The 23,621-nt window shown below is 33.0% G+C and carries 20 protein-coding genes; 11 read left to right on the top strand and 9 right to left on the bottom strand.

The window, feature by feature from the left end:
* Positions 1–7: 7 nt before the first annotated feature.
* The gene (locus tag ACJBCC_RS12230) at positions 8–1,546 is read right to left on the bottom strand and encodes a helicase HerA-like domain-containing protein (protein ID WP_407557313.1); all 1,539 of its coding nucleotides are present in this window, start codon (positions 1,544–1,546) and stop codon (positions 8–10) included.
* Positions 1,547–1,726: 180 nt separating this feature from the next.
* Here ACJBCC_RS12230 and ACJBCC_RS12235 point away from each other — a divergent pair, with 180 nt between their 5' ends.
* A complete protein-coding gene (locus ACJBCC_RS12235) occupies positions 1,727–2,359 on the top strand; it encodes a 7-carboxy-7-deazaguanine synthase QueE (protein ID WP_299102589.1) in 633 nt (210 codons plus the stop codon).
* 55 nt (positions 2,360–2,414) lie between these two features.
* Positions 2,415–2,960 carry an HNH endonuclease gene (locus tag ACJBCC_RS12240; RefSeq protein ID WP_299102587.1) on the top strand — a complete coding sequence of 182 codons (546 nt, stop codon included), beginning with the start codon at positions 2,415–2,417 and terminating at the stop codon, positions 2,958–2,960.
* A 174-nt stretch (positions 2,961–3,134) separates the two neighbouring features.
* Here the strand turns inward: ACJBCC_RS12240 and ACJBCC_RS12245 are convergent, their stop codons facing one another.
* Positions 3,135–3,680, bottom strand: a complete 546-nt coding sequence (locus ACJBCC_RS12245; protein WP_407557314.1) for a DUF2911 domain-containing protein — start codon at positions 3,678–3,680, stop codon at positions 3,135–3,137.
* Between the two features lie 77 nt (positions 3,681–3,757).
* A complete protein-coding gene (locus ACJBCC_RS12250) occupies positions 3,758–5,035 on the bottom strand; it encodes a YCF48-related protein (RefSeq protein WP_407557315.1) in 1,278 nt (425 codons plus the stop codon).
* 172 nt (positions 5,036–5,207) lie between these two features.
* On the opposite strand from ACJBCC_RS12250, the gene asnB reads away from it, so the two are divergent.
* The 7 genes from asnB (at position 5,208) to secDF (ending at position 16,287) form a co-directional block, all read left to right on the top strand.
* Complete coding sequence (asnB, locus tag ACJBCC_RS12255) at positions 5,208–6,872, top strand: asparagine synthase B (protein ID WP_407557316.1); 1,665 nt, start codon at positions 5,208–5,210, stop codon at positions 6,870–6,872.
* A gap of 310 nt (positions 6,873–7,182) precedes the next feature.
* On the top strand, positions 7,183–9,132 hold the full coding sequence (gyrB, locus tag ACJBCC_RS12260; RefSeq protein WP_407557317.1) for a DNA topoisomerase (ATP-hydrolyzing) subunit B: 1,950 nt from the start codon (positions 7,183–7,185) through the stop codon (positions 9,130–9,132).
* Between the two features lie 190 nt (positions 9,133–9,322).
* On the top strand, positions 9,323–10,369 hold the full coding sequence (locus ACJBCC_RS12265; protein WP_299102577.1) for a DUF6588 family protein: 1,047 nt from the start codon (positions 9,323–9,325) through the stop codon (positions 10,367–10,369).
* A gap of 129 nt (positions 10,370–10,498) precedes the next feature.
* Positions 10,499–11,425, top strand: a complete 927-nt coding sequence (mdh, locus tag ACJBCC_RS12270; RefSeq protein WP_299102575.1) for a malate dehydrogenase — start codon at positions 10,499–10,501, stop codon at positions 11,423–11,425.
* 74 nt (positions 11,426–11,499) lie between these two features.
* Positions 11,500–12,405, top strand: a complete 906-nt coding sequence (locus ACJBCC_RS12275; protein ID WP_299102574.1) for a SecDF P1 head subdomain-containing protein — start codon at positions 11,500–11,502, stop codon at positions 12,403–12,405.
* Between the two features lie 39 nt (positions 12,406–12,444).
* On the top strand, positions 12,445–13,056 hold the full coding sequence (locus ACJBCC_RS12280; RefSeq protein ID WP_299102573.1) for a hypothetical protein: 612 nt from the start codon (positions 12,445–12,447) through the stop codon (positions 13,054–13,056).
* A 174-nt stretch (positions 13,057–13,230) separates the two neighbouring features.
* Positions 13,231–16,287, top strand: coding sequence for a protein translocase subunit SecDF (gene secDF / locus ACJBCC_RS12285; protein ID WP_299102572.1), 3,057 nt, complete (start codon positions 13,231–13,233; stop codon positions 16,285–16,287).
* Positions 16,288–16,343: 56 nt separating this feature from the next.
* On the opposite strand, the gene ACJBCC_RS12290 is transcribed toward secDF, so the two are convergent.
* The 6 genes from ACJBCC_RS12290 to folE form a co-directional block, all read right to left on the bottom strand.
* Positions 16,344–17,207 (bottom strand): alpha/beta fold hydrolase, encoded by an 864-nt coding sequence (locus ACJBCC_RS12290; protein ID WP_407557318.1) that lies wholly within the window; start codon positions 17,205–17,207, stop codon positions 16,344–16,346.
* Positions 17,200–17,706: a DUF192 domain-containing protein gene (locus ACJBCC_RS12295; protein ID WP_299102569.1), complete on the bottom strand. Its 507-nt coding sequence runs from the start codon at positions 17,704–17,706 to the stop codon at positions 17,200–17,202. Before ACJBCC_RS12295 ends, ACJBCC_RS12290 begins: the two co-directional genes overlap by 8 nt.
* Positions 17,706–18,530: a prolipoprotein diacylglyceryl transferase gene (gene lgt / locus ACJBCC_RS12300; RefSeq protein ID WP_299102567.1), complete on the bottom strand. Its 825-nt coding sequence runs from the start codon at positions 18,528–18,530 to the stop codon at positions 17,706–17,708. The genes ACJBCC_RS12295 and lgt overlap by 1 nt, the downstream gene beginning before the upstream one ends.
* 65 nt (positions 18,531–18,595) lie before the next feature.
* The gene (gene yidD / locus ACJBCC_RS12305; RefSeq protein WP_299102566.1) at positions 18,596–18,829 is read right to left on the bottom strand and encodes a membrane protein insertion efficiency factor YidD; all 234 of its coding nucleotides are present in this window, start codon (positions 18,827–18,829) and stop codon (positions 18,596–18,598) included.
* A gap of 2 nt (positions 18,830–18,831) precedes the next feature.
* Positions 18,832–20,313: a cysteine--tRNA ligase gene (gene cysS / locus ACJBCC_RS12310; protein ID WP_407557319.1), complete on the bottom strand. Its 1,482-nt coding sequence runs from the start codon at positions 20,311–20,313 to the stop codon at positions 18,832–18,834.
* A gap of 34 nt (positions 20,314–20,347) precedes the next feature.
* Entirely contained in the window at positions 20,348–21,025 is a 678-nt protein-coding gene (gene folE / locus ACJBCC_RS12315; protein ID WP_407557320.1) for a GTP cyclohydrolase I FolE, read from the bottom strand.
* 197 nt (positions 21,026–21,222) lie between these two features.
* Between folE and ACJBCC_RS12320 the strand changes: the two genes are divergently transcribed.
* Together ACJBCC_RS12320 and ACJBCC_RS12325 are read left to right on the top strand one after the other, a co-directional pair.
* On the top strand, positions 21,223–21,684 hold the full coding sequence (locus tag ACJBCC_RS12320) for a hypothetical protein (RefSeq protein ID WP_299102563.1): 462 nt from the start codon (positions 21,223–21,225) through the stop codon (positions 21,682–21,684).
* A gap of 15 nt (positions 21,685–21,699) precedes the next feature.
* On the top strand, positions 21,700–23,621 hold a 1,922-nt coding region (locus ACJBCC_RS12325; protein WP_407557321.1), incomplete at its 3' end, for a PKD domain-containing protein.

The raw sequence follows: 23,621 nt of genomic DNA on the forward strand, positions 1-23,621 counted from the left end.
TTTGAGATTATTTAATCATTTTACTTAATATACCAAGAACACCTCTAATTACAGTTGCGCTTGTTAAAACTTTAACAATAGGATTCATTCTAGTGCTTTTTCTTCTAGAGGTACTTGTTTTTCTTTTGCTTTCGGCACGTTTTAAAGCTTCTTTTTCTTCTTTAGCTTTTTGTTTTACTTCTTCAGCTTCTGCTTTCTCAATTTTTTCATTGAGCATTTCATAAGCGCTTTCTCTGTCAACTTCTTTGTTATATTTTTTTGCCAATTTAGATTGAGCTAATAGTCCACCAAGTTCAGATTCTGTTAAAATATCCATTCTACTCATAGGAGCACGCATCATCGTTGCAGCCAAAGGTGTAGGTTTTCCTTTTTCGTCTAATGCAGAAACCAAAGCTTCTCCAATACCAAGTGAGGTTAAAACTTCTGCTGTATCGTAATATTCAGTGTCAGGATAATTTTGAGCTGTTAATTTAATAGCTTTTCTATCTTTAGCTGTAAATGCTCTTAAGGCATGCTGTACTTTAAGTCCTAATTGGCCTAAAATAGCTTCAGGAACATCAGTCGGGTTTTGTGTGACAAAATACAAACCAACGCCTTTACTGCGTATTAGTTTTACGATACTTTCAATCTGATTTAGTAAAGCGCTAGATGCTTCATTAAAAATTAAGTGAGCTTCATCAATGAACATTATGAGCTCTGGTCTTCCGCTATCACCTTGTTCTGGAAATGTAGAATAAATTTCGGCCAATAAACTCAACATAAATGTTGAAAATAATTTAGGCTTATCCTGTATATCTGTTAAACGAATAATGTTAATGTATCCTTTTCCGTTTTCATCAATACGTAATAAATCTTGAGTATCAAATGAGGTTTCTCCAAAGAATAAATCGCCACCTTGTTGTTCTATTTCTATAAGTTTTCTGAGAATTGCTCCTGTTGAAGCTGTAGAAATACGACCATAAGATTCTTCAAATTCTTTTTTACCTTCACTTGTTGCATATTGCAATATTTTCTTGAAATCTTTAAGATCTAATAACGGTAATTTATTGTCATCACAATATTTAAAGATAACAGAAATAATGCCAGCTTGAGTTTCTGTAACATCAAGAATTCTTGAAATTAATACAGGACCAAACTCACTAATGGTAGCTCTTAATCTTACACCATCTTGTTCAGATAAGGTCATTACCTCGACTGGGAAACCTTTAGCTTCAAAAGGAAGTCCAATTTTTTCATGACGTTCATCGATTTTTTCATGGCCAGGACTTGGTTTCGCTAAGCCACTTAAATCTCCTTTAATATCCATTAATAAAACAGGGATACCTTTTTCAGAAAGATTTTCGGCTAAAACTTGTAATGTTTTCGTTTTTCCGGTACCAGTTGCTCCTGCAATTAATCCATGTCTGTTCATGGTTTTTAAAGGAACATTTACAAAAGTGTTTGTCATAGTTTCGCCATTGAGCATAGCAGAACCTAGAGTAATATAGTCGCCTTTGTACGTGTTTCCGTCGGTGATCTCTTTTACGAAAGTCTCAGAATTCTTCATTAGTCATAAAATTTGGATAAAAATAATGTAATTTTAATCAAGTATGAAATAGTTTGCCCTTGCAATCACAGTATTTAAAGGACAAATTAGTGCTATAATTGATGTTAGATCATGCAAATCTTGAGTTTGATGAAATCTAAGCCTTAAAACCGACAACTAAATAACTATCTTTGCAGCCTTATGACAAGAAGAGAAAGACAAGAGTTAATAGATAAAGGATTGCTACTGCCATTAATGGAAGAGTTTTATACCATACAAGGTGAAGGGTTTCATAAAGGAACAGCAGCATATTTTGTTAGAATTGGTGGTTGTGATGTCGGTTGCCATTGGTGTGATGTAAAAGAAAGCTGGTTGGCAGAATTGCATCCGCCAACGGAAACAGAGAAAATTGTAGCAAATGCCGTAAAGTATAGTGACACTATTATAGTTACGGGAGGAGAGCCTTTAACTTGGGATATGGGACCATTAACCAAACAACTTAAAGAAAAAGGTGTGCAAACGCATATTGAAACTTCAGGTGCCTATAAATTAACTGGTGAATGGGATTGGATTTGTCTTTCGCCAAAGAAAATGAAATTACCAACGCAAGAGGTTTATGACAATGCACATGAACTAAAATGTATTGTATATAATAATGATGATTTTAAGTTTGCCGAAGAACAAGCAGCAAAAGTTGGTGGAGATTGTATCTTATACCTACAGCCAGAATGGAGTAAACGTGATAAAATGATGCCACTAATTGTTGATTATGTTATGGCTAACCCTAAATGGAAAGTTTCCCTACAAACGCATAAATATTTGAATATACCTTAGAAACTAAAATAGACTAGTTTTTATTATTTTTTTAGAAACCCTTAATTTTTATAAAATGATAAGAGATTTATGGAAAGAACAATGGAAAACCGTTGTTTTTGATGATGTTGTACATCCTGATGAAAAATACGAATTATCTAATTATGGTCGATTAGCCCGAATTAGAAATGGAGAAAAAGTTCTTTTTGAACCTTATAATATGCATGGTTATTTGTATTTTAAAGTGAAAAAAAATGAAAAAGGAAAATTCAAAACCTATTACTTGCATAAAATACTTGCGCAACACTTTTTAGAGCAGAATGATGGTATCTATGTTATTCATTTAGATTATGATAAATTAAATAATCACATAGACAATCTTAAATGGGTTACAAAACGCGAAAAAGAAATCCATCAGTTCACTAATCCTACCTATAAAAAGCCAGAAAAACTAACGACAGCCAAGCTAACAGAAAACGATGTTAGACGCATAAAAAAGATGCTTAATAATCCAGAAAGAAGAACTAGGCTTAAAATAATTGCAAAGCGGTTTGGTGTAAGTACAATGCAGCTTCAAAGGATTAAAACTGGCGAAAATTGGGGACACGTGCCATCATTATAAATGTAGTTTAGATAATGATGACCTTTTAGTTCAAGATTGGCAAAAATTAGTATTGTCCATGTTGTTAAGCTTAATTTAACGATTTTAATAAGACCGAGTTAAAGACCAATAAAAAAGTTCCGACCATATTAAATATAGTCGGAACTTTATAGGTTTAGCATTGTGTCAAACAACTTACATAGAAAAAGGAACGGCAACTCTAACAGTTCCCCAACCTAAATGCATTTCTATTCCGTTATCGCCTTTGTCAAAAGCAATAGAAAAAGCTTCTAAAGATTCTTCAGCTTCAGTTACAGGTATTGTTAAACGAGCAACATCATTATCTTCATTATAAGTGTAGCTTCCCCAAACATTAAGGTCTGTACTAATTATAGCAGTCCATTCTGATGCTTCAGGAATTACAAAAAATGAATATGTGCCAGCTTTTATATTTGTTTCGCCAAGTTTTGTGTCCGTGTAAAATGTAATTTCAGCGGCTTCGTTAGCTCCAGTCCTCCATACTTGGTTTTCTTTTGCTAAATCATATACCTCACGGTCATTTAATTGAGGACGACTGTAAGTGATTTTTACTAATTTACTAGATTCTTTATACGAACTAGGATAAGATGCAGCATCCATAGGGCTTTTGTCTAGACCTTTAAAGTCTTGAGCATTTAATTGAAAAGATAGAAATACCGTTAAGGCAATGGCAATACTTGTAATAAATGTTGAATTTTTCATAATTTGTGATAATGAATTAATTTTTAAGATTATAATTTATGTTGTCGTGAAAATATTGGCTTGATTACAATTACTACTTAAGATTTAACAATTTTAATTGAAGATCTACCTGAGTTATTATGCAAGTTGATAAAATAGGTTCCTGATGCTAATTCTGAAATATTAAACTTGTAATCTTTTATAATAGGTTGTAAGATAACATCGCGCTTTAATTGTTTAATAAACTTGCCATTAATATCATAGAGTTCTATTAAAATATTGTCATCACTTTTATAGTCAATAGTAAGTTCTATATAATCTTTAGTAGGGTTTTTTATGATGCTAATGTTAATGTGTTTAGTTATGGTTTCCGATTCTAAATCGGAGACACTTAAACTTTCATTAGTGTATTTGTAAACAGTAGTTCCAGCAGCAAATGCAGTAGTTTCATCAATGACGAAAATTCTATTTAAATTATTTCCTGTTTCAAGATTAATCCAAGTGTCGCCTCCATCTAAGGTCTCGTAAAAACCAGTGGTATGTCCACCAAGCCAACCATGTGTTTCTGTTAAAAAGCCAACCGCTTGTATATCTGTTTCTGCAACTTCGTATTCTAACCAATTTGTGCCTCCATCAATAGATTTAATAAGTTTACCGTTAAAAGGAGAAACCGACTGTATTGCTCCAAAAACAAAATTACTGTTATTGTCTAGAGTTTGGATCTTCCATACATATTCACCAGGTATATTTGAATTATATAATTCAGTCCAAGTTAATCCACCATCTGTAGTTTTTAAAATAATGGCACCATTTGAATCCTTACCACTAACAAAACCAATATGCTCATCTATAAATGATATCTCTACTAAAGCATCAGCATAACTAGACATGTCTATAAAAGTCCAAGTGTCTCCACTATCGGTAGATTTAATAATATGCGCTGGCGAAAAATAAGCGCCACATCCATAAACAGTAGAAGTGCCAACAGTGTTCAATCCACAAATAGCATTTGGATTTGGCGATATGTTTTCAATTGCTGCCCAGTTTGTACCACCATCTACAGTTTTAAAAATAGTGCCATTTAACGTGCCAATAAAGCCAATATCTTCATTTAAGAATTCAATATTTCTAAAATAGTAACTATCAGAAAGGTCGTCTTCATTGAGTTGCTCTGTCCAAGTGAGTCCTCCATCAGTAGTTTTGTAGACAGCAGCGTAATAGCCATTTGCTGCCCAACCTAAATTACTGTTTAAAAAAAAGACATCATCAAAGCGTTGGCCATTTGGGTTTGAAATAATGTTAGGAGCACTTTGCCAAGAAGACTGCGCTGTGATAGTCATTCCGAATAAAAGTAGTAACAACTTTATAGTTCTCATATTTTAACTTTCAAATTACAAAGTTAAGAATCTGTTTTAGCCTTTGTAATTATTTTTGATTATAAAAACACCTTTTTTAGTTTCAAATTGTAAGTTAAATGTTCTTTTGTGTTTTTAAATCAAAACTTTAATTTCATATTTGTATCATAAATAATAATAAAAATTAAAAGTTATGTGCGGAATAGTATGCGCGTTTGATATAAAGCAAGAAGTAGATAGTTTAAGACCACAGGTTTTAGAAATGGCCAAAGCAATTCGTCATAGAGGACCAGACTGGAGCGGAATATATAGTGATGATAAAGTAATTATGGCGCATGAGCGTTTGGCGATTGTAGATCCAGCTTCTGGGAAACAACCTCTGTTTAGTCCAGATAGTAAATTAGTATTAGCTGCAAATGGAGAAATCTATAACCACAGAGCTATAAGAAAACAGTTTGAAGGAAAATATGATTTTCAAACTGAAAGTGATTGTGAGGTTATTCTAGCCTTATACCAAGAAAAAGGTGTAGACTTTGTAGATGATTTAAACGGAATTTTTGGCTTTGCAATTTACGATGCTGAAAAGGATGAATATTTCATAGCAAGAGATCATATGGGAATTATTCCGCTATATATCGGTTGGGATAAAAATGGAACTTTTTATGTGGCTTCAGAATTAAAAGCCCTAGAAGGTATCTGTACAAAAATAGAATTATTTCCTCCAGGACATTATATGTCTAGCAAAGATGGAGAATTTGTAAAATGGTATAAGCGTGATTGGACAGAGTATGAGGCTGTAAAAGATAACGAAACAAGTATTGCGGAAGTAAAAGAAGCTTTAGAAGCTGCAGTGCACAGACAATTAATGAGTGATGTGCCTTATGGTGTTTTATTATCTGGTGGATTAGATTCCTCAGTAACATCTGCCATTGCTAAAAAATATGCGCAAAAACGTGTAGAATCTGATGATACTACAGAAGCATGGTGGCCACAATTGCATTCCTTTTCTGTTGGTTTAGAAGGATCTCCAGATTTAGCAGCTGCCAAAAAAGTTGCTGACCATATTGGTACTGTTCATCATGAAATTAAATTTACAATTCAAGAAGGTTTAGATGCTATTAAAGATGTAATTTATAACATTGAAACTTACGATATTACGACGATTCGTTCTTCAACACCAATGTATTTAATGGCGAGAGTGATTAAATCTATGGGCATAAAAATGGTGTTATCTGGTGAGGGAGCCGATGAAATTTTTGGAGGCTACTTGTACTTTCATAAAGCACCAAGTGCAGAAGAATTTCATGATGAAACAGTTCGTAAATTAGATAAGCTTCATATGTACGATTGTTTAAGAGCTAATAAAAGTTTAGCCGCTTGGGGAATTGAAGGACGTGTACCATTCTTAGATAAAGAATTTATGGATGTAGCTATGCGCATTAACCCAAAAGATAAAATGATTAATGGCGAACGTATGGAGAAATGGGTAGTTCGTAAAGCCTTTGAAGATATGATTCCAGAAAGCGTAGCATGGAGACAAAAAGAGCAGTTTAGTGATGGTGTAGGTTACAGCTGGATTGATACATTAAAGGAACTCGTTGATAAAGAAGTTACTGATGAGCAAATAGAGAATGCAGCATTCCGTTTCCCAATTAACACACCTTTAAATAAAGAAGAGTATTATTATAGAAGTATTTTTGAAGGACACTTCCCAAGTGATGCAGCAGCATTAAGTGTACCACAAGAAGCAAGTGTAGCTTGTAGTACTGCAACAGCTTTAGAATGGGATGAAGCGTTTAAGAATATGAATGATCCCTCTGGAAGAGCAATTGCTAATGTGCACGATAAGGCATACTAGAAAATGACGTTAAAACGGTTTTTATAAACCAAATCATTACAAACTTAACTTATAAAATCTCGCTTCTGCGAGATTTTATGTTTTACTCTAGTTTTGTAGCGTAACTGAAATCTTCAAAATTAAGTTTAAGCTATTTTTTAAGCGTTTTAAGGTACTTTTAAATTAATTAACAAATGTTAATAATTATTGCCTTCAATGCATAAAAAGCTTTTAAAACGTCTTTTAATTTCTTATATTTGTTAGTATTCAAAAATGATGCATTTGTGTCATTTTTTTATGCCTTAATTTGAACTAAAATTATTTCAATATAATGAGCGAAAAGAGAGAAGAATTTAATAAGGATAATTATTCAGCAGATAGTATTCAGGCCTTAGAAGGTATGGAACATGTGCGTATGCGTCCATCCATGTATATTGGTGATGTTGGCGTTAGAGGTTTACACCATTTAGTGTACGAGGTTGTAGATAACTCTATTGATGAAGCCTTAGCTGGTCACTGTGATAATATTACAGTAACTATTAATGAGGATAACTCTATTACGACAGAAGATGATGGTCGTGGTATTCCTGTAGGCCTTCATAAAAAAGAAGGTGTTTCTGCATTAGAGGTTGTAATGACTAAAATTGGTGCAGGTGGTAAATTCGATAAAGATTCTTATAAAGTATCGGGTGGTTTACACGGTGTTGGTGTAAGTTGTGTTAACGCATTATCAGAAAGTCTAAAAGCAACTGTTTTTAGAGAAGGTAAAATTTACGAGCAAGAATATGAGCGTGGTAAAGCGATGTATCCTGTAAAAACAGTAGGTGATACTGATAAAAGAGGAACTACAGTAACTTTTAAACCAGATCCAACAATATTTAAGCAAACCTTAGAATATAACTATGATACTCTAGCAAGTCGTTTACGAGAATTAGCATACTTAAATAAAGGTATTACAGTTCATTTAGTAGATAAGCGTCATAAAAAAGAAGATGGTGAATTTGAAGGCGAAACATTTCACTCTGAAGAAGGATTAAGCGAGTTCATTAGATTCTTAGATGCAACGCGTGAGCCTTTAATGAAAGATGTTATCTCTTTTGAAGGTGAGAAAAATGGTGTACCAGTTGAGGTTGCCATGGTGTATAATACATCTTATGCAGAGAATTTACACTCGTACGTAAACAATATTAATACACATGAAGGTGGAACACACCTTTCTGGTTTCCGAAGAGGTTTAACGCATACGCTTAAAAAGTATGCAGACGAATCTGGAATGTTAGATAAATTGAAGTTTGATATTTCTGGAGACGATTTCCGTGAAGGATTAACCGCTATTGTATCTGTAAAAGTGCAAGAGCCACAATTTGAAGGACAAACAAAAACAAAATTAGGTAACCGTGAAGTTTCTGCTGCTGTAAGTCAGTCCGTATCAGAAATGCTAACAGATTACTTAGAAGAGCATCCAGATGATGCTAAAACTATTGTACAAAAAGTAATTCTTGCAGCGCAAGCACGTCATGCAGCACAGAAAGCTCGTGAAATGGTTCAGCGTAAAACTGTGATGAGTATTGGTGGTTTACCTGGTAAATTATCAGATTGTTCTGAGCAAGATCCTGCAAAATGTGAAGTTTATCTTGTTGAGGGAGATTCGGCAGGTGGAACTGCAAAGCAAGGACGTGATAGAGCGTTTCAAGCTATTTTGCCATTAAGAGGTAAGATTCTTAATGTAGAGAAAGCCATGACGCACAAGGTTTTTGAAAACGAAGAAATCAAAAATATATTTACAGCTTTAGGTGTTACTATCGGAACAGAAGAAGATAGTAAAGCACTTAATCTTTCAAAATTAAGATACCATAAAATTGTGATTATGTGTGATGCCGATATCGATGGTTCGCATATTGAAACATTAATATTAACCTTCTTCTTTAGATATATGAAAGAGTTAATTGAAAATGGTCATATCTATATTGCAACACCTCCTTTATATTTAGTTAAAAAAGGAGCTAAAAAGCAATATGCTTGGAATGATGAAGAGCGTGCAGATATAATGGAGCAATATGGTGATGGAGCAAAAATACAACGTTATAAAGGTCTTGGTGAAATGAATGCTGAGCAACTTTGGGACACTACTATGAATCCTGAGTTTAGAACGTTGCGTCAAATTCAAATTGAGAATGGTGTAGAGGCAGATCGTGTATTCTCAATGTTAATGGGAGACGAAGTGCCACCACGTAGAGAGTTTATTGAAAAGAATGCTATTTATGCAAATATTGATGCGTAATTAGAATTTTAAAATTTAATATGAAATCTGACATTCTCAGATATATAAAGCACCCGTAAAAGGGTGTTTTTTTTTTTGATTAGACTGAATTTACCTAAATGATTAATCCGTTTAAAGTGTTTAAATATCCGATAAAGCGATGTTTTTAAAATTAATTTCATATGTTTACGGCAAATTAAATCCTTGACAGATGAAAAAAATAATCGCTACAATAGTTTTAATCTCATGTTTTCAATTCGCTAAGGCTCAAGACTTAGAAACAATATTGTTAGCTGCGGATGATGCTAGTTTACTTTCGCAAAACTATTTAAATCCAGCAATGGAAGGATTAATGTATAGTATGAACGGTGGATGGGCAACAACGGCTAAAGTTCATAAAAAGTTTGGCTTTGATTTAACTATAGGCGTTAATGCTTCTTTAGTACCAGAAGAGGCAAAGGCATTTGCTTTTATTCCTAGCGATTATTCTTATTTATCGTTACCAAATAATGAGTCAGAGATACAAACCATAATGAGTGAGGATGACACAGAAGTAATGGTAGATGTTGAAATTCCTAATGGAGATGGTACATTCAAAGTGGTAAGTTTTACCATGCCAGGAGGTATTACAGAAGACTTACCTGTTAATGCTGTGCCAGCTCCAACTGTTCAAGTTGGTTTTGGTTTACCCTTTAAAACTGATATAAAAGCACGTTTTGTGCCAACTCAAAGTTACGATGATGTGGAGGCTAAATTATTAGGATTTGGTTTGCAACACGATTTAACACAGTATTTAGGGATAGTAGATAAATCGCCTTTAAGCGTTTCAATATTAGGCGCTTTTACTAACATGAGTGTTACTTACGCCATGTCAGATGAAGATGCTTCAGATAATGTTCAAGTAATGGATGGGGAAGCAGAATTTAAGATGAATACATGGACAGTTCAGGCTCTAGCATCATTAGATTTTAAGCTACTAACAATATATGGCAGTGCAGGATATAATAGCGGAAAAACAACAACTAAAATGAAAGGTGATTATATTTTAACTTACGATATTGAGGACGAAAACGGAAATACTGCAGGACTTCCAGAAGATGTGAGTGTAACAGATCCAATAAATCTAGATTTTGAAACAAGTGGAATGCGAGCAACTTTAGGAGCAAGAATTAACCTAAGTATATTTAAAATATTTGCCGATTATACATTTCAAGAATATAATACAGCAACCGTTGGTATTGCCTTTAGTGTAAGATAATTTTAGTTTTTTAAATATTAAAGAAAGCACAAGATTTACTCTTGTGCTTTCTTCTTTTAAAGTATTTTTATTCGTAAATTTGTGTTCGTTTATAACACATAGTTTCACATTAAATAAACATAAATAATTATGAAAGTAACCGTAGTTGGCGCAGGTGCAGTAGGTGCAAGTTGTGCAGAATATATTGCAATAAAAAACTTTGCTTCAGAAGTTGTAATTTTAGATATTAAAGAAGGCTATGCAGAAGGAAAAGCAATGGACCTTATGCAATGTGCATCGTTGAATGGTTTTGATACCAAAATAACAGGTAGTACAAACGATTATACTAAAACAGCAGGTAGTGATATTTGTGTAATAACTTCAGGTATTCCTCGTAAACCAGGAATGACTCGTGAAGAATTAATTGGAATAAACGCAGGTATTGTAAAAACGGTTTCTACTAGTTTAGTAGAGCATTCTCCAAATACTATTCTTATTGTGGTTAGTAACCCAATGGACACTATGACATATTTGGCTCATAAAGTTACAGGTTTGCCTAAGCATAGAATTATAGGAATGGGTGGCGCATTAGATTCTGCACGTTTTAAGTACAGATTAGCTGAAGCGTTAGAAGCGCCTATTAGTGATGTAGACGGAATGGTAATTGGTGGACATAGCGATAAAGGTATGGTGCCGTTAACATCTCATGCTACTAGAAATAGTATTAAAGTTTCTGAGTTTTTATCAGAAGAACGTTTAGAGCAAGTAGCTGCAGATACTAAAGTAGGTGGTGCAACATTAACTAAATTATTAGGTACTTCTGCTTGGTATGCTCCAGGTGCAGCAGTAAGTGGTTTAGTGCAAGCCATTGCTTGTGATCAGAAGAAAATTTTCCCTTGTTCAACATTATTAGATGGTGAATATGGATTAAGCGACCTTTGTATTGGTGTACCAGTAATTTTAGGTAGAAATGGAATTGAAAAGATTGTTGACGTACCTTTAAGTGATGCAGAAAAGGCACACATGGCAGAAAGTGCAGAAGGTGTTAAGAAAACTAATGGACTTTTAGAATTATAAGATTCAATATATTTTGTTTAAATAAAAAAGACTGTAGAAATACAGTCTTTTTTATTTTTATGTAAATTCATAAAATGAGAAAACTACTTTATTTTTTAGTAATCTGCCTCGCTTACTCTTGTGTTAATTTTACACCTAAGTATGCTTACGAGATTAGTTATAGTTTTGACAATGCCGAGAATATTTCTAACGAAGCTAAAAGAATAACATTAGAAGTGATTAAAAAACGTTTAAGTAAGTTTTCTGGAGGAGTCGATGTTACTATGGACTCTAAAGATGAAATTTTAATTAAACTCAAATCAGATTTTAAAATAGAACGCATAAATAATATTATTCTAAATGAAGGAAAATTAGATTTTTGGCCATGTTATTCCCATTATGATGTGTTCACTTTCTTATCTGATGCAGACAAGTTAAATCAAGATGATGAAAAATCGAGCATACTAGAAACATTGGTGCAATCCTATAGTGATAAAGGCCTTATTACAGTAAAGATTACAGATACTGTAGCGTTTAATACATTTATAAATCAAGAAAATATTAAAACACTTTTTAAAGAAGATTTTAAGCATTTAAAGTTTTTGTATGACGAGCCAGTAAATGGCTATATAAATATTTATGGTGTTAAGACTAACGATAAAGGAAGAGCATTGGTCAACGAAGGTCATATCACAGAAGTAATACAAGACTTTGATCAATTAAATAGGCCAGGAGTAAGTATTAATATGAATGATTACGGTGCTTATAGTTGGGAGAAAGTTACAAATGATGCTTACAGAACTGGCACTTGTATAGCAATATGCCTTAACGATGTGGTGCGCTCAGCACCAACGGTTAGCAATGGAGCGATAAAAGGAGGTCGCAGCCAAATTTCTGGAGATTTTAGTTTAGAAGAAGCTCAAAACCTATCGTATATATTGAGTTCTCATAAACGTATTCCAAAACTGAAATTTTTACAAGTTACAGAACTTGAAAAATAATAAAAAACGTCCCTTCTTTATTTTTTTTATATTTGTCCCATGAAAACCAAATTGCATTTTGGAATACTAGCTGTACTCTTAGCGTTTTTAGGAACGTTTTTTGAGCAAGGCGAAGCACCAAATCAGCAAATTGTTATTCAGTTTTCAAATGAAACTACTTCAATTGAGGAAAGTGAAAACGCTATTCTGTCTATTCAAGAAAAGCTTAAAAGTATTGGTGTTTCTGATATTACAATCGGTCAAAGTAATTCTGGTCTATTAAGAATTACTTATTACAGTACCGCAGATGTAATGCAAATTCAAGATGCGCTGTATAATGCAGAGGGTTTTGAAATATTTAATAATAAAACAGATCAGTCATCCACTGAGTTTCCAGATAATCAGAAAGCAAATGATTATAAGATTAATGTTTCTGAAATTAAGGCCCAAACACCAATTGCCTGGGATTTAGAAGGAACACAAGTGGCTGAGTTTAATCATAAAACAGATCAATCTCATACATTAAAAGTACAGAACTTAGGTAATCAGGTTTATCCTGAACCAAATAATTGTATTGTAAATTCTATTATTGCAACTTATAAAAAAGCTGCAATTTTAAAAAATACGTCATCTTACAAAATCCCTGAAGTAAGAGCAGGACCAATGGTTTAAAGAATTTTAATCTGAAAAAATTCTACTTCAAAACATAAGCTTTTGTCAATCAAAAAGCTAAACATCTAATTCATAAAAAATATTGTCGAATTATAGTGTAAAGGCTATATTTGCGCGCTAGTTTTAGATAACTAGTTTATACTAATATACAATTCGATATTAAAATCAACAACAATGCAAAACAAAGGAATAATTAAGCTATTTGCGCTTTTATTTGGTTTGGTAAGTATTTATCAATTATCATTTACGTTTAAAGCGAATCAAATTGAAGATGAAGCAAAACAAGCAGCAGTAGCTAAATACGCAGACACGGTAGAGGACTACCAAACTAAGAGAGGTATAGAAGAAGTACATTACTTAGACTCTTTAAAAACTGAGAAAATAAAAGTAGGAGACGAGTTTGAGTCTATTGATGTCTATAATTTAGGAATAGCACAATATGACTACACGGAAGTAGAGAACAATGCCATGAATTTAGGTTTAGACCTTAAAGGTGGTATAAATGTTATTCTACAAATTTCAGTAAGAGATATCTTAAAAGGAATATCTGATAATAGTAAAGATCCTTTATTTAATAAAGCTTTAGATGATGCTGAGGAATTACAAAAAGATTCACAAGATTCTTATTTACAGTCATTTTTCACAGCATTTGATGCAATAAAAGGAGATACTAAATTAGCGTCTCCAGATATTTTTGCTAACCGATCTAATTTAGGAGTTATTTCTTCTGATATGTCAGATAATGAGGTTAAAGGTATTATTGAAACTAAAATAGATGAGTCTATTGTATCTGCTTTTGAGGTATTACGTAAACGTATTGATAAATTTGGTGTAACGTCTCCAAACATTCAACGTTTAGGAAACTCTGGTCGTATCCTTTTAGAATTACCAGGAGCTAAGGATATAGAGCGTGTTAAGGATTTAGTAACTAAAACAGCGCAATTACAGTTTTGGGATACTTACAAAGCACAAGATGTATTACCATATATCATGGAAGTTAACCAGAAAATGGTTGAGGAAAATAAAGCCAAAGAAACTGTAGAGGAAGTTGCAGAAGTAGAAGATGAGCAAGATGCAACTTCAGATGCTATTGATGATTTAACTGGTCAAATAGAATCTGATTCTACAAGTGCTACAAGTTTAGCTGATATATACCCAATTGGTATTCAGGAGTTCGGAAGAGGAGGATCTGTAATCGGAATTTTCTTAAAGAAAGATAAAGAGACAGTATTAGCAAATTTAAATGCAGCTAAAAATAGAGCATTGTTACCGGCAGAAATGCGTTACGTAAAGTTCGCTTGGGGAATTCAAGCAGAAGATTCTGAGTATTCAGAATTATACGCTATAAAAGGTAATAGAGATAACGAGCCAAAGTTAAGTGGTGCCGTTATTACTGATGCAGGTCAAGATTACGATCAAGTAAATAGACCAGCAGTAAGTATGCAAATGGATCCTACAGGTGCAAAAATTTGGGAAGAAATGACCAAAGAAGCGAATTTAACAGATGGTAACATCGCAATAGTTTTAGATAACATCGTTTATTCTGCGCCAGGAGTAACACAATCTGGAGGAATTTCTGGAGGTAGATCTCAGATTTCTGGATCATTTACTTTAGCGGAAGCGGTAGATTTAGCAAACGTATTAAGAGCTGGTAAATTACCTGCATCTGCAGAGATTGTGCAAGCTGATGAAGTTGGTCCTTCTTTAGGACAAGAGGCTATTGATAGTGGAATGAAATCATTTATTATAGCATTAGCATTTGTTTTAATCTGGATGATTTTTTACTACGGAAAAGCTGGTGGATTTGCAGATATCGCCTTATTGTTTAACATCTTATTAATCTTTGGTGTTTTAGCAAGTTTAGGAGCTGTGTTAACATTACCAGGTATTGCAGGTATTGTATTAACAATTGGTATTTCGGTAGATGCTAACGTACTTATTTTTGAACGTATTAGAGAAGAGCTTGCAAAAGGTAAATCTCAAAAGGAATCTATTAAGGATGGTTTTTCTAATGCTTTATCTTCAATCTTAGATGCAAACATTACTACAGGATTAACAGCATTAATTTTATTTGTATTTGGTACAGGACCAATAAAAGGTTTCGCTACAACGTTAATCATAGGTATTTTAACATCATTATTTACAGCAATATTCATTACACGTTTGTTAGTTGATTGGTATGTAAATAGAGGTGGTAGATTAGATTTCTCAACAGGTTTAACTAAAAACTTATTTAAGAACATCAATATCGATTTCTTAAGAAAACGTAAGATCGCCTACATCATTTCTGGTGTATTTATTTTAGCAAGTTTAGGCTCATTATTTACAACAGGATTAGATCAAGGTATTGATTTTGTTGGAGGACGAACTTACCAAGTACGTTTTGCTCAAGATATGAGTGTAGAGGAAGTTAAAAGCGACCTTAACGCGGTATTTGAAAGTGCTGAGGTAAAAACAATTGGTGGAGCTAATCAATTAAAAATTTCGACTAAATATATGGTTGAAGATAGTTCTACTGAAGCAGATGAGAAAGTTCAATCTATGTTGTTTACATCACTTCAAAAATATCTTCCTGAGGGAATGACATATGCTGAATTCTTGGATGGTTCTGGCGACAAGAAAATTGGAAAGATGTTATCTAGTAAGGTAAGTCCAACAATTGCAGATGATATCAAGAAATCATCTATCTGGGCAATCTTAGGATCTTTAGTTGTGGTATTCTTATATATCTTATTAAGATTTAAGAAATGGCAATTCTCACTTGGTGCTGTAGCTGCAGTTTTCCATGATGTGTTAATTGTATTAGGTATCTATTCATTAACATGGCGTTTTATGCCATTCAGTATGGAAATAGATCAAACATTTATTGCAGCAATCTTAACTGTAATAGGTTACTCACTTAATGATACCGTTGTTGTATTTGATAGAATTAGAGAGTACTTTAATGAAAACTTAGGTTGGAATTTTGATACCACTATAAACAAATCAATTAACAGTACAATCTCAAGAACATTAAATACATCATTAACTACTTTAGTAGTATTATTAGCGATGTTTGTTTTTGGTGCAGATTCATTAAAAGATTTATTATTCGCATTAATTGTTGGTGTAATTGTAGGTACATATTCTTCTGTATTTATAGCAACACCTATAATGTATGATACAGCTAAGAAAGGAAATGCTACTGAAGCGCTTAAGAAAAAAGTGAAAGAAGTTGAAGAAGACGCTTAAGCTGATTTAAATAGAATACCAAAAAGCCTTTCTTAATAGAAAGGCTTTTTTCTTGTCTACACTTTATTTATTATCCAATCATTAATCATGTTCCACAATGAATCTTGAAACTTTTTTCTAAAGAATCCAAAATGACCAACATTGTCAATATTTAAATCATTAGGTGCTATATGTTGTCTATCCACTTTAGCATTTACAAATTGATTTGCTAACCAATCTACTGAAGATTTGCTTGCAAATTCATCATTTGGGAAGCTCAGGGCTAACATGCTTCTATCAAAATTTTTGAATTGAAGTTCATCAGATTTAAATTCACTCAATATGTAGTCTTTGTGTTTGCCCCAACGCTGCCATTGATAGGCCATGAACTTTGGTAAATTTTCAAAAAGCCCAATTTTTTTCGCTGGAAAATAACCAAACAAAGGCGTCAATACAGGAATTAAAACATACCAAAACGTAATCATTTTAAGGCGTTCAAAACCTTTCCAATGTTTCCAGTAGCCACTTTGTGAAGCTACAGTTATAATAGTATCTATTTTTGAAACATTTTTATTGAAAGCCAAAATTTGACCACCAATGCTGTGTGTAATTAATATTATTTTATGATCAGTATTTTGAAGTATAGCATAATCAATAACTGAAGCTTGATCGTTTTCACCCCAAGTTTTTAAATCGACTATATTTGACTTTAATTGTGATGTGTTCTTATTAGATTTTCCAATTCCGGAATAATCAAACGTGTAAACAGTGTAACCTAATTCAGAAAAATAAACAGAAAATTTACTATAGTAATATTGAAGAACTCCTGTTGCAGATGAGATAATTATACTTTTTTGGTTTGAAGATTTAGGTTTAAATACGGTTAGCCCTATTTGGTGTCCTAAGGGTGTGTTGATATTTACATCTGCACCTTTAATCATTTGTTGTTTGAGTGAAACTAATCTTATCGCCAACACTTAGTTGCCATTCATCAGATAATCCACCATTAATTTCTAATACATATTTAGCAGGTGCCTCAGAAGGAAGTGAAGTTTCGTCAAAAGGTTTTGCGTTTTTTTGAAAACTGACAATAGATAAGTCTTCATCTATGTAAATAATGTCTAGTGGTATTTTTGTGTTTTTCATGTAGAAACTGCGCATCTGTACATTAGGAAAAATAAAGAGCATACCTTGATTAGTGTCAAGTTTAGTTCTATACATTAAACCTGTTTGGGTTTCGTAATCGGTGTCAGCAATTTCAATATCTATAGTTTTAATTATAGAATCAGAATTCGCTTTTTTGAGTGAAAGGAGACCTTCTTTTTTAAAGCTAACAATAACTTTATCTTCCGTTTTTGTAGATTTTTCTTCTTTACAAGAAGACGCAATTATTAGAAAAAATGATATCATGGTAACTTTAAAATAAGGAAGGAGTCGCATTAGCTTAGTTTTGTTTTGGGTTTGTAAACAAACATAAAATAGAGTCCTATTATAATAAACGGAATACTTAGTAATTGGCCTGTATTGAGTGCCCAAGAAGCACGTTCTAAGTTCTGAGCTTCTTTTACAAATTCCACAAAGAATCTCACTGACCAAAGTAATACTAAGAATAGACCAAATAAAAAACCTTGTTGTTCAGACTTTTTTGTTTTCCAATAGAAGTAAAATAAAATTAAGAACACAAATATGTAGCAGAATGCTTCATATAATTGAGCAGGATGTCTTGGGGCTGTTTCTCCCAATTGTTTAAAAATAACACCAAAATCACTTCCCGTTTCTTTTCCAATAATCTCAGAATTAATAAAGTTTCCTATTCTTACAAATACAGCGCCTAATGCAACAGGTATTACCACACGATCTAAAATCCAAAGGACAGATTTATGGAGTACTTTTTTGTTATATAAGTACATAGAAATAATCATTGCTATTGCTGCACCATGGCTAGCTAATCCTTGAAAACCTGTAAACTCAAAACCACCTTTAAATTTAAATGGTAAAAAGATGCTAAAAAAGTCTTCGGTAATAAGCTCTGACTGGTAGAATATAACATGGCCCAATCTTGCACCAAGCATAATCCCTAAAACAGAATAAATAAACAATGAATCTAAAGATTCCTCAGACTCACCTTCATTTTTATAAATGCGCTTAGTGATTTGAAAGCCAAGAATAAAGGCCGTAATCCACATTAGGCTGTAAAAATGAAGTTTAAAAAATCCTAAATCAATAAATTTTATAGGATCCCATTCAATCTGTAATAAAAACATATATATTCAATTTATGTGGTAAAGATACTATTTTGATGATGATAGAAAATGAGATTAACTTAATATTAATGGTCTTTTGGCGGAACTGGGTCATATCCTTTTCCTCCAAAGGGATGACAACTAAAAATTCGTTTAATCGCAAGCCAACCACCTTTAAAAAAACCGTGCACTTCTAAAGCCTCCTTGGCATAATGAGAACACGTTGGTTGATATCTACAAGTAGCAGGTGTTATGGGAGAAATAAATGTTTGGTAGAATTTAATCAGTAATAAAAAAGGGTATGTTAATATTTTTTTCACGCTTAGTTAGTCGTAAATGTAGTCCCTTCTCTACTATCGTTAAGTTGAATACCAGCTTCTGCTAATTCATCTCTAATTTTATCTGATAACGCAAAGTCCTTATTTAATCGTGCTTCTTTTCTAAGGTTTATTAAAATTTCAACAGCACTAGTTAATCTGTCACTACCTGTATTTTCATTAGAGATGTTTACTAAGCCCAAAACATCAAAAACAAAAGTATCAATGGTTTCTTTCAGGCTTGCTAAATCCTCTGGAGTTACTGATGCAGTTCCGTCTTTAACTAGGTTAATGAATTTTACAGCTTCAAAAAGTGTGGCAATTAAAATAGGAGTATTAAAATCATCATTCATTGCGTTGTAACATTTCTGTTTCCATTCTGTTACATTAAATGACGATGTTGTATCTGTTTTTAAGCTCTCAATGAGGCCATACGCATCCATTAATCTATGAAATCCTTTTTCTGCAGCTGCTAAACCAGCATCTGTTAAGTCTAAAACACTTCTGTAAGAAGCTTGCATCATAAAAAAGCGAATAACACTAGGATTATAAGCTTTAGACATAATGTCATTTTTACCAGAAAGCAATTCTGCCGGATTAATATAATTACCTGTAGATTTACTCATACGAGCGCCATTGAGTTCTAGCATATTAGCATGCATCCAATATTTTACAGGCGCTTGTCCTTTTGCAGCTTGATTTTGTGCAATTTCACATTCGTGATGCGGGAATTTTAAATCCATTCCGCCACCATGAATATCAAAAAACTCACCCAAATATTTGGTGCTCATTGCTGTACATTCTAAGTGCCAACCAGGAAAACCATCACTCCAAGGCGAAGGCCAACGCATAATGTGAGTAGGTTCAGCTTTTTTCCAAAGTGCAAAATCTTGTGGGTTTTTCTTGTCGCTTTGCCCATCTAAAGCTCTAGTATTATGAATTAAGTCTTCTAGCTTTCGTTTACTTAAAATACCATACTCATTAGTTTCGTTATATTTATGGACATCAAAATATACAGAGCCATTAACTATGTAAGCAAAACCATTATCTATTATGGACTGAATTAAATCTATTTGCTCAATAATATGACCTGTCGCTGTTGGTTCTATACTAGGTGGTAAAAAGTTAAAGGTATTAAGTACATTATGAAAATCAACAGTATATCGTTGTACAATTTCCATAGGTTCTATAGCCTCTAAGCGTGCTTTTTTAGTGATTTTATCTTCACCAGCATCAGCATCATTTTCTAAATGACCAGCATCAGTAATATTACGTACATATCTTACTTTATAGCCTAAATGCTTGAGGTAGCGAAAAATCATATCAAAAGACATAAATGTTCTAACATTTCCCAAATGCACATTACTGTAAACCGTAGGTCCGCAAACGTACATACCAACATAGCCTTCAGTAATAGGTTGAAAAACATCTTTTTCGCTAGAGAGCGTATTGTATATTTTTAATTCTTGAGTATTATATAATGACATGATGCTATTTTGAAAAATGAATCAATAAATTGAATTAAAACTTAGTATCCAATTTAATATAATCTAGTAGTTCTCTTCGAGTTTCTTTTTCTTTAAATTTTCCTCCAAATTCTGAAGTTACTGTGCTACTTTCAATATCTCTGATACCTCTAGAGTTTACGCACAGGTGTTTAGCGTCAATTACACAAGCCACATCATCGGTATTTAATACGCGTTGAAGTTCTTTAACTATTTGAATAGTTAAACGTTCTTGTACCTGTGGTCGTTTAGAATAATAATCAACAATTCTATTCATTTTAGAAAGACCAACAACAGTACCATTAGATATGTATGCAATGTGTGCTCTTCCAACAATTGGTAATAAGTGATGCTCGCATGTAGAATATACAGTAATGTTTTTTTCCACTAACATTTCGCCATACTTATATTTATTATCAAAAGTAGAGGCACTTGGTTTTTTATCAGGATCTAAACCTCCAAAAATTTCATTTACAAACATTTTTGCAACACGGTTTGGAGTACCTTTTAAACTGTCATCGTTTAGATCTAATCCTAAGGTTTCTAAAATATGTTTTACATCATCTTTAATAAGATCAATTTTTTCACTGCTCGAAAGCTTAAAAGCATCTGTTCTTAAAGGTGTATCGCTAGAGGTGCCAATGTGGTCATCTCCTAAAGCATCTATATCGTTAAAATCACTATCGATTTTCATTTTAAAATAATTGTGTTTCAGTTTTTAAAAGCAAGTTGCAAAGATAAACAATAAAAATAGGATGAATTGGGTAGGGAAAATATTTATATAACTGTTATATAGTTAAAACCGTTAAAATGTCAATATCCTTGTCAAATTAACAATGGTTTAATCAAAATTTTCTTAATTTTCGAAACTTTAAAAAATCCATTTGAATAATGAAAAAACTATTTGTTATAATGGCCTTAACATTACTACCCTTAATAGTATTAGGTCAACAATCTTCAAAGCAACAACCCTTAAAAGTTATAGAATTTAGAGATAACGTAAAATTACCGCTTACAGCTAATGAACGTTCTCAAATTGATGAGGTTTATGGAGAATTTGCAGAAAAGTATGTGTATAATAATCCATTCCGTTTAATGAGTATAAAAAATATTCTCAGAAATAGAGTTGTTATAGAAAGAATCTCTAATAATGGAAAAAAGAAAGATTGTACAAAACTATCTGAAGTTACCGTTTTTAATAGCTTTAATAAAGATTTAGAAAGGGATTCAGACTTTAATCCATCAAACTTTAATCCTTTAAAGTATAATTTTCAATTTCATTCTCGTTCAGCCGCTATATATCAAGTAGATAATACTGATTATTATATAGTAGTTAAATCTCAATATCAATAAAAGAAGCTATATAATATGAAATATATAATTACAATTTTAGCATTATTATGTTCTTCTTTAGTTATAGGGCAAGATGTATTAATGCAAACAGCAACGGTCAGTCAATGTGGAGGCGTTTTTTACGACTCAGGTGGAGAATTTGGACCTTATGGAAATGATGAAAGTTTTGTTTTAACGATTTGTCCTGAAAATGCAGAACAGAAAGTACAGATAGACTTTACGGAATTTAGCACGCAGTTAAATGCAGACGTTATGACCATTTATAATGGTGATGTAGTTGATGCAGCAACCGCTTTTGGTTCGTTTTCTGGAGTTGATAGTCCAGGACTGGTAACTGCAACAGCAGGAAATGCGAGTGGTTGTCTTACCATAGAATTTGTTTCAAATGATAATGGTAATACCACAGGATGGGTAGCTAATATTTCATGTTTAACACCTTGTCAGACTATTACATCTCAAATTGATACGTATTCGCCAACACCAAATGGTGATGGTTATATTAGAGTATGTCCTAATGAAGAAATTACATTAACAGGTAGTGGAAATTTTTCGTTAGATGGAACAGGTGCCTCGTACCAATGGGATCTAGGAGATGGAAATACTGTTGACGGTCAAACAGCTACATTTTCTTATGACACGCCAGGCGTGTATATTGTTAATTTGAATATAAATGATACTAATACAACTGTAATTCCTGAAGGTTGTTCAAATACGAATTTGATAAATCAAGTTATACAAGTCGCTACAGAACCAGATTTTACAGGCACTGAAGCGGCAGGAACTGTGTTTGATGCACCAAGTTTGTGTTTTGGAGAAAGTACTACCATTTCGGGTGTGGTTAATGCAGTAGAATTTATAAATGATTGTACACCTCCTGCCAGTGGAACTACTGTTTTACCAGATCAATCAGGAGCTACTTATGAAACATCGATAACTGTAGATTGTTATGATTCCAATCAAACCTTAACAGATGTGAATCAGATTGTTGAGATTTGTATAAACATGGAGCATTCATGGTCTAACGATTTAGAGATCGATATTATAAGTCCATCAGGTCAGGTTGCCCAATTATATGATAGAGGTGGAGGTGGAACCTATTTTGGTGGAGCAAATAATTTAGATAATCAGGTGCCAGGAATTGGTGCAGATTACTGTTTTTCTCTTTCAGGATCAGTTCTATTAAATCAAGGACCTACTATTACAGCAGGATCGAATCCTCCTTCTGCATCATGGACTCCTGGTACGTATTTACCTGTTGATAATTTCTCAAGCTTATTAGGAAGTCCCTTAAATGGTGATTGGACTATTAGAGTAGTTGATAATTTAACCGTAGATGATGGTACTATCTTTTCATGGGTTATTAATTTCGATCCAAATTTGCAGCCACCAGAACTTTCTTTTACACCTGTTATTACTTCAGAAGCTTGGGATGCAGACCCAACAATTACTAGTACATCAGGTAATGATATAACTGTGCTGCCAGATACAGCTGGTCAACATTGTTATACTTACAGAGTTATGGATGATTTTGGTTGCGAGTATACGGAAGTTGTATGTTTTGATGTTTATCCAGAAATTGTTACTGAAGCACCAAGTAATTTATATTTGTGTGATACAGGAATTCCTCCTTACATATTTGATTTAGAGTCGAATACTTCTGTGATTCTCGCAAATACTGATAATTCAACGGATTATGTGGTAACATATCATAATTCATTCGCAGATGCGGAAGCAGATGCCTCTGCAATAACTAATACGAGTAGTTATTCAGGTGTAGATTTAGAAACGATACTTGTAAGAGTAGAATATTTAGATACGGATTGTTATGAAATTTTATCTTTTACTTTAAATGTTGCGGGACAACCCACAATCAATCCAGTTTCAGACTTAGAGTTATGTGATGATTCGAGTAATAATGGCTTTGAAGAATTTGATTT

The organism is Winogradskyella sp. 4-2091 (assembly GCF_045765065.1).
In the GTDB taxonomy this organism is placed as follows: domain Bacteria; phylum Bacteroidota; class Bacteroidia; order Flavobacteriales; family Flavobacteriaceae; genus Winogradskyella.

Coding starts and splice junctions, on each gene's coding strand:
- asnB (WP_407557316.1), top strand. CDS start 5,208: ATGTGCGGAATAGTATGCGCGTTTGATATAAAGCAAGAAGTAGATAGT.
- ACJBCC_RS12230 (WP_407557313.1), bottom strand. CDS start 1,546: ATGAAGAATTCTGAGACTTTCGTAAAAGAGATCACCGACGGAAACACG.
- ACJBCC_RS12240 (WP_299102587.1), top strand. CDS start 2,415: ATGATAAGAGATTTATGGAAAGAACAATGGAAAACCGTTGTTTTTGAT.
- lgt (WP_299102567.1), bottom strand. CDS start 18,530: ATGTTTTTATTACAGATTGAATGGGATCCTATAAAATTTATTGATTTA.
- gyrB (WP_407557317.1), top strand. CDS start 7,183: ATGAGCGAAAAGAGAGAAGAATTTAATAAGGATAATTATTCAGCAGAT.
- ACJBCC_RS12275 (WP_299102574.1), top strand. CDS start 11,500: ATGAGAAAACTACTTTATTTTTTAGTAATCTGCCTCGCTTACTCTTGT.
- ACJBCC_RS12295 (WP_299102569.1), bottom strand. CDS start 17,706: ATGCGACTCCTTCCTTATTTTAAAGTTACCATGATATCATTTTTTCTA.
- ACJBCC_RS12235 (WP_299102589.1), top strand. CDS start 1,727: ATGACAAGAAGAGAAAGACAAGAGTTAATAGATAAAGGATTGCTACTG.
- folE (WP_407557320.1), bottom strand. CDS start 21,025: ATGAAAATCGATAGTGATTTTAACGATATAGATGCTTTAGGAGATGAC.
- cysS (WP_407557319.1), bottom strand. CDS start 20,313: ATGTCATTATATAATACTCAAGAATTAAAAATATACAATACGCTCTCT.
- secDF (WP_299102572.1), top strand. CDS start 13,231: ATGCAAAACAAAGGAATAATTAAGCTATTTGCGCTTTTATTTGGTTTG.
- ACJBCC_RS12320 (WP_299102563.1), top strand. CDS start 21,223: ATGAAAAAACTATTTGTTATAATGGCCTTAACATTACTACCCTTAATA.
- ACJBCC_RS12265 (WP_299102577.1), top strand. CDS start 9,323: ATGAAAAAAATAATCGCTACAATAGTTTTAATCTCATGTTTTCAATTC.
- ACJBCC_RS12245 (WP_407557314.1), bottom strand. CDS start 3,680: ATGAAAAATTCAACATTTATTACAAGTATTGCCATTGCCTTAACGGTA.
- ACJBCC_RS12280 (WP_299102573.1), top strand. CDS start 12,445: ATGAAAACCAAATTGCATTTTGGAATACTAGCTGTACTCTTAGCGTTT.
- mdh (WP_299102575.1), top strand. CDS start 10,499: ATGAAAGTAACCGTAGTTGGCGCAGGTGCAGTAGGTGCAAGTTGTGCA.
- ACJBCC_RS12290 (WP_407557318.1), bottom strand. CDS start 17,207: ATGATTAAAGGTGCAGATGTAAATATCAACACACCCTTAGGACACCAA.
- ACJBCC_RS12250 (WP_407557315.1), bottom strand. CDS start 5,035: ATGAGAACTATAAAGTTGTTACTACTTTTATTCGGAATGACTATCACA.